An 11,641-nucleotide genomic window follows, 5' to 3' on the forward strand; every position below is an offset into this window, starting at 1 on the left:
AATTTATTTTATTTCAATTTGCTTTTCTTTTGTTTGGCAAGCAGCGTTTTAGTGTGTAATGCTTTTTCGAGTCGGTTTTTAAAACGAAAAAGTTTTGGCAAACCTTCAAGACGATCTTCAAGTGTGATTTCTTCAAAAACAATAATTGCTTTTTCTAAAACGCGAATCTCGTTATCGATGTCGTTTTGGTTTTTGTAGATCGTAGCTAATCGATCATAAGGATGATTTCCTTTAAAGCTTTCCGCGACATTTTCTTCATATACTTCAATTGCTTTTTCAAAATTTCCTTCTTTTTCGAACTCAGCGCCTTTTAGGTTGCGTTCGTTTTGCAAATTTTCATTGATTTCCATATTTCAGATGTTTGATTTGGGGTTAAACTTCTTCTGATTTTTTCCCAAAATCTTTCGGGAAAATTAAAAAACGGGAGAGAATCAATCCCGGAATTGTCGCCAACAGAACCCAGATAAAAAAGTGCTGATAGCCTAAATATTGTTGTATATAACCGCTTAACATTCCCGGCAACATCATTCCTAAAGCCATAAATCCGGTTGCGAGCGCGTAATGTGCTGTTTTTGATTCTCCTTCGGCGACATGTATTAAGAACATCATGAAAGCGGTAAAACCAAAACCGTAACCAAATTGTTCTAAAATTACAACGGCATAAATATAATGAATTGAAGCAGGATGGAAAAAAGCCAATAAAATAAATCCGATAATAGGAAGATGCATCGCTAAAAACATAGGAAACATCCATTTTGTAAGTCCTTGTTTTGAAATCGCAATTCCGCCTAAAATTCCGCCTAAAGTTAAAGCTCCAACACCAAAAGTTCCGTAAATTATTCCAACAGCTTCTGTATCTAAAGCCATTCCTCCAAGATTTTTTGCATCTAATAAAAACGGACTTAGCATTTTAAGTAATTGTGATTCTCCTAAACGGAATAATAAAATAAAAGCCAATACTAATCCGATTTGTTTTTTCTTAAAGAAACTTACAAAGATAGTAGCGAAGTTTTGATGGTGAAGTTCTTTGTTATTTTCAACGGCATTTATTTCATTTCTTGGTGTAAAAATGAAATTATAAACGGTTATAAAAGTCATTAATAAACCAACAGCGATCATTGTATAGGACCACGCTTTTGTATTGTCTCCGTATTTATGTTCTAAATATCCGGCAAACAAAACGATTAATCCGTTTCCGGCAAGTAATGAAAGTCGGTAAAAAGTACTCCTGATTCCTAAAAAGAAAGATTGTTGATTTTCAGGTAAAACCAATAAATAAAAACCATCGCTGGCAATATCATTAGAAGCAGATGCAAAAGCGGCAACCCAAAATATAGCCAGTGTCATGATGAAAAATCCACTTGCCGGAATTGTAAAACCGACCAATAAAAACGCAATCGAAATAAGCAATTGCATAGATAAAAACCATTTTCTTTTGGTTCCATTCAATTCAATAAACGGGCTCCAAAGCGGTTTTATAACCCAGGGAAGATATAATAAACTGGTATAAACTCCAATGTCTTCATTTGAAATTCCAAGATTTTTGTACATAATGACCGAAACGGAAATAATGACGGCGTAAGGCAAGCCAGAGGCAAAATTTAGTAACGGAATCCAAAACCACGGTTTATTATCTGTTTTCATTCGGTTGCGCAGGTGTATAGGTTTTAAATGTCTTTTTTGTGTCGATAGTAGTTGGGGTACTTTCGTTCGCAAAATAATCAATAAATGTTACAGCGCAAGCTTTATATTGATTCATTTTTTCGGCAGGAATAGAAAATGAGATTGTACCGTCGATTTCATGAACCGTAATCTTGTCAATTATTTGCGTAGCATCATTTGTATTGATTTTCGAAATATGATCTGCTCCGTAAATTACCATATAACGAACTTTGGTATTTAGTGGCGATTTAATATTGAAATAATATTTTGTACTGTCTTTTGAGAATTCGTTTACCGTTGGAATATCAATTACAATGCGCTTTAAATTAGGAACTGCCGGCGGAAGCGCAGGATATTTATATTGATTTTCTTCTAAAAGACGAACGATATCAAAGTTTTTATTCATGAACCATTTTGAACTGAAATAAGCACTTCCGCCCACTTTTTTGAAACTTCTGGCATAATCAATTTGAGTTGGAATCTCACTCACATAATTCCAGCTTTTGTCGCCATCTCCTCGAATTTTATAAGAAGCGTGACCAATATAAAGTGCTGTATTATTCGAGTTTTCAGACCACCATTTTACGAGTTTTGAATATGAAGCTCTGGGATTATTCATGCTCCAATATAGTTGAGGCATAATATAATCGATCCATTTTTGATCCATCCATAAAATAGGATCTGCATATAAATCGTCATAATTTGAAGTCGATTGTGTCTCGGAACCTTTTGGATCAACTGATTTATTTCTCCAAACTCCAAACGGACTAATTCCAAATTGAACCCAGGGTTTGCTTGCTTTTATAGTCGTAGAAATTGTGTGCACAAAATTGCTCACATTGGCACGACGCCAATCCGCAAGTGTTAAGCCGGAACCATATTTTTTGAATGAAGCGGTATCGTTAAAAACTTTTCCGGGAACGGCATACGGATAAAAATAATCATCAAAATGAATCGCATCGATATCATATTTGTCAACAACTTCTTTTACCACTTTCGTTAAATGTGCCTGAACTTCTGGCAAAGCCGGATCGTAATATAATTTTCCGCCATATTCGATCATCCATTCCGGATGTTTAAAAATGTCGTGTGTTGGGCTTAAAAGGTTTTTGTTTAAATCGAAAGTTGCACGATACGGATTCATCCAGGCATGAAATTCAAAACTTCTTGAATGTGCCTGCTCAATCATCCACGCCAAAGCATCGTAATACGGAGTCGGAGCCTGACCTTCTTTTCCGGTTAAAAAACGCGACCACGGCGCGAGTTCTGAAGGGTAAAAAGCATCGCCAACACTACGAATCTGAACGATTACGGCATTATAATTTAGTTTTTTATAAGCGTCTAAAATTTCAATAAAATCAGCTTTTTCTTTTTCAACATTGTCGGTTGCCGTTTTTGGCCAATCGATATTTACAACGGTTGCAATCCAGACACCTCTAAATTCATTTTTAGGATGTGTCAATTTTTCCTGAGAATTGGCATTCCATCCAAAGATTAGTAAAAATATGATAGAGTATATTAGGTGCTGATTTTTATGCATTTCAATCTTTTTTAAACAGAAATCAAAAATAGTTTTTTTAACGGACTATAATAAATAATTCAGAAATTATAATTTGAACGTTATTTGTTTGATTTTCATGTGTTTGGTTTTGAATAAATTTACGATAAATATTTATTATATGATGTGTTTGATTTTTTCGCCACGAATTGCACGAATTTTCGCGAATTTGTGAATGGTTTTTTGCCACAGATTTAAAAATGTTAACACAGATTATTTTAAATATGAATTTCACGCAGATTCAAAAAGATTTAAGCAGATGCCAGCAGATTAATTTATAAAAATCTAAAATTTAATCTGCTTAAATCTGCCGAATCTGCGTGAAACAAAATCATTTTAATCTTATAATCTGTGGTAAAAAACATTTTTAATCCGGAAAAGAAATTTTGCCCATTGTAACTGAAGGAATTCCTTTGTTTGTGCCAAAATTATAATCTCCGCCCGCAACTGTTTCATTGGCTAAAAGCGCAAATAAAACCGCTTCTTTGGCATCGCTTAAAATGCCTAAATCATCGCTTTTGTAAAATTGGCAAGGCAATAAATCTTTTAACCATTTTACTAATAAAGGATTATTTGTACCGCCGCCCGACATATAAATTTTAAAATCTTCGATTGGCTTTCCCGTATTTTTTACCACAAACTGAATCGCTTCGGCAATTGTTTCTGCACTTAATCTTGTTAAAGTCGCCAGCAAATCTGGTGCCGAAATAGTTGTGAGGTTTGTTTTTGAAAGCGCTTTTTGGACAAAATCAAAATTGAATAATTCTTGTCCAATGGTTTTTGGAAAGCTTTTCGTGAAGAAACTATTGTTTTTTAATTCTGCTAAAAGAGCTTGATTTACTGTTCCTGTTTGTGCAATTTCGGCATCTTTGTCGTAACTTTTTTCAGGAAAATAATGTTTGGTATAAATGTCGATTAAAGTATTCGCAGTTCCGGTATCGGTTACAAAAACGTCGCTGGCGTTTTGGGAAGCTGGCAAATACGTAAAATTTGCAATTCCACCCATATTTAGCATAATGCGGTTTTCGCCTTTTTTGCTAAACAATAAATAATCGCCATAAACGGCCAAAGGTGCGCCTTCGCCACCGGCAGCAACATGTTTTTGTCTGAAATCAGATAAAGTAATAATTCCCGTTTTTACGGCAATATGATCGCCGTCGCCAATTTGTAATGTCGCGTTTGGAAATTTTTCCTGTTGATGTAAAAACTTCGGAGCGTGTAAAACCGTTTGTCCGTGCGAGGCAATTAAGTCGACTTCTTGTGCGGGAATATTCCATTTCTCGAGACATTCGTTGACCATTCCTGCATGCAAAATCCCGATCCATTCGTTTAATAAAGCCAAATGCTGAAAATCGATTGTTTTCTGTGCAAACACTTTACGGATTTCGGTTTTAATGTCTTCGGTATAATTGATGGTTTCAAATTCCAGAATTTTCACAACAGTATTTTCGCCTGAACCGGAAATATTACAAAGCGCAATATCAAGTCCGTCAAGCGAAGTTCCGGACATTAAACCTATTATTTTTCGGGTCTCTTTTTGAGCAATTTCATAAAGGGAACTTATATTTTTATTCATTAAAATGATGTTTTAAGGAAAGTCTTTTGTTTGATAACGCTAAAATCAGATTTATTTGGATATAAATATAGTTAAAAAGGAATTTTTTATTTGAAACTAGATTTTATCAATGATCTGCATTTAGATTAAAAACATTTAACTTTGCTTTTACTAAAGTTAAGATACCAATGTTTGCAGTTTTTCAAAAATATCTTCAGGATAAAGCTTCTTTTACAGATCAGGAAATGGAGCTGATTACAAGTGTATCAAAAATAAAAAAACTCCGCAAAAGGCATTATTTATTACAAGAAGGAGATATTTGGAAATTTAACGCTTTTGTCTGTAAAGGTTTTTTGCGTACTTATTTTGTCGATGATAAAGGCGGTGAGCACATTATGAATTTTGCCCCTGAAAATTATTGGACAGGAGACAGGGAAAGTTTAACAAATGGTTCTCCGTCTAAATATAATATTGATGCACTGGAAGACAGTGAAGTTTTATTGATTAATAAAGTTGATTTTGATATGCTTTGTAAAGCAATACCAGTGTTCAATGACCTTATTAATACTATTTTACACAATAGCTTCTTGGCATCGCAACAGCGAATTCACTCAAACATAACAAGTTCAGCCGAAGAAAAATACAATAATTTCATTACCAGGCAATCCCATATTGCTAACCGTATTCCACTTCATATGATTGCATCTTATCTTGGAATTTCTGCCGAAACCGTAAGCAGGATAAGGACACAAGCCACAAAAAAATAATTTCCTTGACATTTATCAAGAGTTTTTTACCTCAAAAGTCAATGGAGTAAAGGGCTTCTTGTGTGCAACTTTGCATCATTAATTAACAATTTAAAGTTTAATAAAATGAGCAAAAAAATCTTCATTACAGGAACAAGTACAGGATTTGGAAAATTAACAACTATTACTTTGTCAAAAGCAGGACATACTGTTATTGCGGGTATGCGTGATATAAAAGGTAAAAACGAAGCGGCAGCTAAAGAACTTTCGGCATTGCCAAATGTAGAAGTCGTAGAAATTGATATTACAAATGATGGATCGGTAACAAAAGCATTTGAACAAACATTACATAAATACGGAAATATTGATGTATTGGTAAATAACGCGGGAGTTGCAGGTTTTGGATTGCTGGAAGCGACTTCAATAGATCAGATTCGTAATATGTTAGAGGTTAATTTTTATGGTGTAATTCGAACTTATCAAGCTGTTTTGCCTAGTATGCGAAAAGCAAAAAGTGGTTTGGTAATTAGTCTTACTTCTGGAGCAAGCGGACATACTTTGCCATTTATGATACCGTATTTAGCTGCTAAATTTGGAGTAGAAGCTATTGCAGAAGGTTTACAGGCAGAATTAGCACAATTTAATATAGAAAGCGTAACGATTCAACCCGGAGTTTATCCTACCGAAATGAATAATGGCAGTAAAACGGGAATTGGCGCTGATAAGCCTGAAATTGCTGCAGCATACGAACCTGTTGCTACCGAAATGTTTAATGCAATTGGCGCTGGATTATTTGGCAAAATGGCAGAATTTAATATGAATCCGCAAACTATTGCAGACGGAATTTTGACGTTAATAAACATGCAAGACGGAACTCGTCCGTTGCGTTTTCCATTAGATGCCATTGCGCAGGGAACAGACATTGAGTTTATCAATGCAAGAGCAGATATTAAAGCAAAATGGTTAGCAAAATATTCAGGATAATTTATAAAATAAAGTCTTTGTGTAATTTGCACAAAGACTTTACAATTGACTAAATAAAATTACAATGAAAGATCCTCAGGAATTTATAATAAAATTAGCTGTAGATAGTTGGCATTTGCAAGTTAAAAGAGCTGATTATTTAATAAGCTTGCTAACAGACGAAGAACTTCAAAAGGAAGTTTCACCTCAAAAAAACAGGGGTGTTTATCTGCTCGGACATCTTACGGCCGTCAATGACCTTATGTTGCCATTATTTAATATCGGAGAGCAATTGTATCCTCAATTAAATGATATTTTTATTCATAATCCGGATAAAGCAATTTATGAAATTCCAACAACAGCTGATTTAAGGCTTTATTGGAAAAAAGTAAATGAAAGCTTGTCCCGGCATTTTGATAAATTACAAGTTGAAGATTGGTTACAAAAACATAGTTCAGTTTCAGACGATGATTTCGCCAAAGAACCGCACCGAAATAAACTTAATGTTTTACTGAATCGAACCAATCATTTGTCTTATCATTTTGGGCAATTGGTGTTGCTAAAAAAATAGTTGAAGCAATATAAAAGGCATTTTGTTTATAAAACGAGTGCCTTTTTGTTTTAAGTTAAAATCAGATTTATTTGGATATAAATATAGTAAAAAAGAAATTTTTTATTTCTAAAATTAACTAATTCGGAAAAAGAAACACAATTTTGGAAAGGTTAAAAAATGCAGAAAATTTTTATAATTAATTGGTTAAGTTTGCTCGAAAATTCATCAGAATTGTTTTGTTGAATTTGAATCATCAATCAAACACTTAATCTAAAAAACTATGAAAACATTTTTTTATTCTGTTGCCTTGTTCATGCTTTCTTTTTGCATGCAGGCACAGGAAAACAGTCCTTTTACCACAGGATTTGAAGAAACCATTTCTTCAAAAATATTAGGACAGCAACGTAAAGTCTGGATCCATATTCCGAATAGTAACGGAGGAAATAAAATTAAAGACAGAGGCCATTATCCTGTAATTTATGTATTAGACGGAAGTGAAAATTTCAATACCGTTGTTAGCATTACAGAACACATGGAAGAATCGAACCTTTGTCCGCCAATGATTGTTGTTGGAATTCTGCACCAAAACAGATTGGTCGATTTAACAATGGGAACAGATAAAGAATTGCCAAATGTTGTGGGCGGCGGCGAAAAATTTATGTCGTATGTCGAAAAAGAATTAATTCCGTACATGGATGCCAATTATCCAACAACATCATATAAAACTTTTATTGGTCATTCGCTTGGAGGTTTGACGGTTATGAATGCTTTTTTGCATAATCCGACTTTATTTAATTCGTATGTTTCTCTTGATGCTTCGTTGTGGTGGGATAATCAGAAAACGATAAAAGAAGCCAAAACGATTTTGCCAAATCAAAATTATAAAGGAAAAACATTGTATATGGCAATGGCAAACCGTTTAGAAAAAGGCGTTGATACTTTAAGTGTTCAAAAAGATACAAGCGGAACTACGGGACTTATTCGCAGTAATTTAGAATTTATTAAAGAACTGTCTAAAAACAAAAAGAACCAATTGCGTTACAAATACAAATTCTATGAAGATGACAATCATCCTTCGGTACGTTTGATTGGGGAATATGATGCGCTTCGATTTATTTTTGAATTCTACAAACTTAAAATTTACGACAGCGAGTTAAAAAATCCTGATTTTAAATTAGATTCTTTATTGGTAGCGCATTACAAAAATGTTTCTGAAAACATGGGTTATATTGTAAAGCCAGGCGAAAGCCAGATTAATAATTTAGGTTACCAAATGATGGGCGCCAAACAATTAGCAAAAGCCGAAACCTTATTTAAACTCAACACAACTAACTATCCTGAAAGCGCCAATTGTTATGATTCTCTTGGCGATTTATATCTTGAAAAAGGCGATAAAGCAAAAGCGATTGAAGCTTTCAAAAAAGCATTAACGCTAAAAGCAATTCCAGAAACGAAAGAGAAATTAGAAAAGTTATTGAAGGAGAAGAAGTAAAATTTATTTAATTATATGTGGAAAAGCTCAACTGTTTTTGGTTGGGCTTTTTTTGTGGACAAAAATCAGGTATAAGTACTTGGTTATTTAGAATTGTTTATTGATATTTTTGAAGAATAAGATTTAACTCTACAAATAAGGTTTTCCGTAAAAAATTTGTAAATCAATAGTTTACATTTGAAAATTGCGTTTACGAGCGAGATGCTCGCGCCAGTTGGGTAATCTTTTTGCTACTGTGTAGAGAATTGAATAAACCCAAAGAAACATTTAAATAGCAATAGAAACACCAATATATTAAAATATGGAAGCAGATTTAAGACTAAAACTTGAGCAACTACACAAAAGAGTTGATTCACTAAAAGATCAAATTAACACCGAAGAAGCTACTAAAAATGCATTTGTAATGCCATTTATTCAAATTTTGGGATTTGATATTTTTAATCCGACAGAAGTAATTCCAGAATTTATATGTGACATTGGTACAAAAAAAGGCGAGAAAATAGATTATGTAATTAAGAAAGATGGCGAGCCTATTTTAATTATTGAATGTAAACATTGGAAAGAAAATGTTGATGCACATAATTCACAACTTCATAGATATTATCATGTTTCAAAATCTCGTTTTGGAGTTTTAACTAATGGGCATACTTATAATTTTTATGCTGATTTAGAAAAACCAAATATAATGGATGAAAAGCCATTTTTTACATTAGACTTGGCAAATATTTCTGATTCAAGCTTAAAAATTCTTGAAAATTTCACCAAAAGCAGTTATAATTTAGAAAATATTTTAGACTCTGCAGAAGCATTAAAATATATAAAAGCAATAAGAAATGAATTTGAAAAAGAATTACAAAATCCTTCTGATGAAATTGTAAAGCTTTTAGTAAGCAAATTTTTCAATAAACCATTAACTGCATCTAGATTATTAGCTTTTAAAGAATACACAAAAAAAGCTTTTTCTAACTCTATAAATGAATCAATAAATTTTAGGCTTAAAAACGCATTAAATATTGGTGAAACTATTCCATCAAAAGAAAATCAAAAATTATCTTCTGTTGATGAAGAAATTGAAACTCCAAGATTTATTACAACCGAAGAAGAAATAGAAGGTTCACAAATTATCAAAGCAATTTTAAGAGAATCAATTCCTGCTAATAGAATATTTTTTAGAGATACACAATCTTACTTTGGAATTCTATTAGACGATAATAATAGAAAACCATTATGTAGATTACATTTTAATTCTGCTAACAAATATGTAGAACTATTTCATAATGGAAAAGATAATGGTGAAAAGCAATCTTTGCAAAATCTTGATGAAATTTATAAATTCAAAAAAGAATTACTTTCTACTATAAAAAACTATGAATAAGTAATTGCTTTGTATTTTCAAGGTTTTTTCAATTATCTACTCTTCGAAGTCTGCTGACATGAGCGTTTCGTTCGTGAAAAGACATAGATGTGTTCACTCGTTGGTATGGACACGGATTGCAAATCCGCGCTATTGGGAATGTTTTTTTAAGTAATCTAGTAAAGACAGCTTGGAGAAAAATAATGATAAAAATTCAAATTCATTCTGAAATAAAACAAACAGAGAGACTTTACGTCTCTCTGTTAAACAAATCTTTTAATTATAATAAAATAGTACTTTCTAACTTTAGAAATTATAGCCTATTCTTAAATGTAGATCAACAGCGACTTCTCCTTTTTCACTATTTATTTTTTCTAAAAAATATCTGTAACCAAGACCAAAACCGGTTTCATAATGAAAATGATTTCCTAAGTTTCTGCGAATACTCCATTTAGTAATAATAGAAATGTTACTTATTCCATCAACATTGTTATTTGAAATGATAAATAAATCTGATTGATATTTTAAATTTAATGCTATAAAATTAGCACTGTTGTTAGATGTTGTTTTATTATTTCGCGCTCTTTTTCCGATATTGTAATAATATCTTGGTTCTAAAGCAAAGATCGGGACAAGTACGGTACCAATTTTGGAATCAGATGCTCCTCCAAAGAAACCTGCATCAAGACCTAATTCGCTTTTTAATGATAAGTTAGAAATTAGTCTGGTTTCGTTATTGACCCAAAAACCTAAAAAACCGGTTTCTACTACAAAAATCGATTTTTCTAATGTTTCTTTATTTTGCGATATACTCTTTGTTCCAAATGATAATAGAAATAAAAGAGTTATTATTTTTGATAATTTCATTGTTTAAATTATTAATATATTTCAATTCCTATTTTAAATCCGGCACTTTCAATATTATGATAGCTCTTTTTTTGATTGTCAGGACTGGTAAATGTTTTATATAAATTTTGGTGAGAATAACATAATTCAAAATCGCCAAGTATTTTTTTGAAAATGACAAATCTGTAACCAACACCAATTCTCATTAAAACACCAAATTTTTCTACTTGTCCTAATTGCCCGCCCAAATCAAAAGATGTTAATAGACTTTCTTTTGTATCGTTTAAAATCCATTTAATTCCTCCGGTAATTGGGATGTAATCAATTTTTGGCTGATTAATAAATTCGTACCCGATTCCTGCCCTGAAAGCAAAAGACTTAGAGATGTAATAGTTTAAGTGTACGTTTGTTCCTAATATTTTAGATTTTGTACTTGTTTCAGATATTTCATCATGTTCAGAAGGTATTTTAAAATCATATGGAAATAGGACTAGCGCTGATGTTTCAACGCTAAATCCTTTATTTTTAAATTCTTCTTTCTGACAATAAACTATTATTGGAATTAAAAATATAATACTAAAATACCATTTTAAACCCATGCCATTTTCCATTTTTTTTCGCCATTCCATAAATATTTAATCCTGTAATTTTAGGGTTTTTAAAGTCAAATTTTAAGTCATTAAAGCCGGTTTTAACATTAAAATCACCACCATTTCCGGCTCCAAAAGTGTATGTTATTTTTGGACTTATTATTCCCAATCGAAAGTCTTTTGTTTCTCAGAACAATTAATACAGTTTGTATCTAAGTTATAACACTGCATGTTAGTCTGACCTCTTTGATTTAGTAAAACTCCAAACTATCTACTAAATAAGCTTCCACTAAAGGCCATAAGAATATCAAAATAAGACAAA

At 32.3% G+C, this 11,641-nt stretch carries 12 protein-coding genes; 5 read left to right on the forward strand and 7 right to left on the reverse strand.

The genetic code is table 11. The features are described from left to right. Window positions 1-8: 8 nt before the first annotated feature. From OLM54_RS00505 to OLM54_RS00520, 4 genes are all read right to left on the reverse strand, one after another. Window positions 9-350, reverse strand: a complete 342-nt coding sequence (locus tag OLM54_RS00505) for a hypothetical protein (RefSeq protein ID WP_264536666.1) — start codon at window positions 348-350, stop codon at window positions 9-11. 22 nt (window positions 351-372) lie between these two features. After that, entirely contained in the window at window positions 373-1,644 is a 1,272-nt protein-coding gene (locus tag OLM54_RS00510; protein ID WP_264536667.1) for an MFS transporter, read from the reverse strand. Next, the gene (locus tag OLM54_RS00515) at window positions 1,631-3,202 is read right to left on the reverse strand and encodes a glycoside hydrolase family 10 protein (protein ID WP_264536668.1); all 1,572 of its coding nucleotides are present in this window, start codon (window positions 3,200-3,202) and stop codon (window positions 1,631-1,633) included. The genes OLM54_RS00510 and OLM54_RS00515 overlap by 14 nt, the downstream gene beginning before the upstream one ends. Window positions 3,203-3,587: 385 nt before the next feature. After that, window positions 3,588-4,796, reverse strand: a complete 1,209-nt coding sequence (locus OLM54_RS00520; RefSeq protein WP_264536669.1) for an anhydro-N-acetylmuramic acid kinase — start codon at window positions 4,794-4,796, stop codon at window positions 3,588-3,590. Window positions 4,797-4,963: 167 nt separating this feature from the next. Between OLM54_RS00520 and OLM54_RS00525 the strand changes: the two genes are divergently transcribed. The 5 genes from OLM54_RS00525 to OLM54_RS00545 all read left to right on the forward strand — a co-directional run bounded on the left by OLM54_RS00525 (window position 4,964) and on the right by OLM54_RS00545 (window position 9,904). After that, window positions 4,964-5,542, forward strand: a complete 579-nt coding sequence (locus OLM54_RS00525) for a Crp/Fnr family transcriptional regulator (RefSeq protein ID WP_264536670.1) — start codon at window positions 4,964-4,966, stop codon at window positions 5,540-5,542. A gap of 105 nt (window positions 5,543-5,647) precedes the next feature. Beyond that, window positions 5,648-6,505 carry an SDR family oxidoreductase gene (locus OLM54_RS00530; protein WP_264536671.1) on the forward strand — a complete coding sequence of 286 codons (858 nt, stop codon included), beginning with the start codon at window positions 5,648-5,650 and terminating at the stop codon, window positions 6,503-6,505. 64 nt (window positions 6,506-6,569) lie between these two features. Continuing rightward, window positions 6,570-7,055, forward strand: coding sequence for a DinB family protein (locus OLM54_RS00535; protein ID WP_264536672.1), 486 nt, complete (start codon window positions 6,570-6,572; stop codon window positions 7,053-7,055). Window positions 7,056-7,317: 262 nt separating this feature from the next. Next, entirely contained in the window at window positions 7,318-8,529 is a 1,212-nt protein-coding gene (locus OLM54_RS00540; RefSeq protein WP_264536673.1) for an alpha/beta hydrolase-fold protein, read from the forward strand. Window positions 8,530-8,830: 301 nt separating this feature from the next. Then, window positions 8,831-9,904: a type I restriction endonuclease gene (locus OLM54_RS00545; RefSeq protein WP_264536674.1), complete on the forward strand. Its 1,074-nt coding sequence runs from the start codon at window positions 8,831-8,833 to the stop codon at window positions 9,902-9,904. A 285-nt stretch (window positions 9,905-10,189) separates the two neighbouring features. On the opposite strand, the gene OLM54_RS00550 is transcribed toward OLM54_RS00545, so the two are convergent. Genes OLM54_RS00550 through OLM54_RS00560 form a run of 3 tightly spaced genes read right to left on the reverse strand, consistent with a single transcriptional unit; the run spans window position 10,190 to window position 11,488 of the window. Next, window positions 10,190-10,750, reverse strand: a complete 561-nt coding sequence (locus OLM54_RS00550; RefSeq protein WP_264536675.1) for a hypothetical protein — start codon at window positions 10,748-10,750, stop codon at window positions 10,190-10,192. An 11-nt stretch (window positions 10,751-10,761) separates the two neighbouring features. Beyond that, on the reverse strand, window positions 10,762-11,340 hold the full coding sequence (locus tag OLM54_RS00555) for a hypothetical protein (protein WP_264536676.1): 579 nt from the start codon (window positions 11,338-11,340) through the stop codon (window positions 10,762-10,764). Further along, window positions 11,306-11,488 carry a hypothetical protein gene (locus OLM54_RS00560; RefSeq protein ID WP_264536677.1) on the reverse strand — a complete coding sequence of 61 codons (183 nt, stop codon included), beginning with the start codon at window positions 11,486-11,488 and terminating at the stop codon, window positions 11,306-11,308. Before OLM54_RS00560 ends, OLM54_RS00555 begins: the two co-directional genes overlap by 35 nt. Between the last annotated feature and the right edge of the window lie 153 nt (window positions 11,489-11,641).

Origin of the sequence: Flavobacterium sp. N1736 (assembly GCF_025947065.1) — a bacterium.
Taxonomy (GTDB): Bacteria; Bacteroidota; Bacteroidia; order Flavobacteriales; family Flavobacteriaceae; genus Flavobacterium.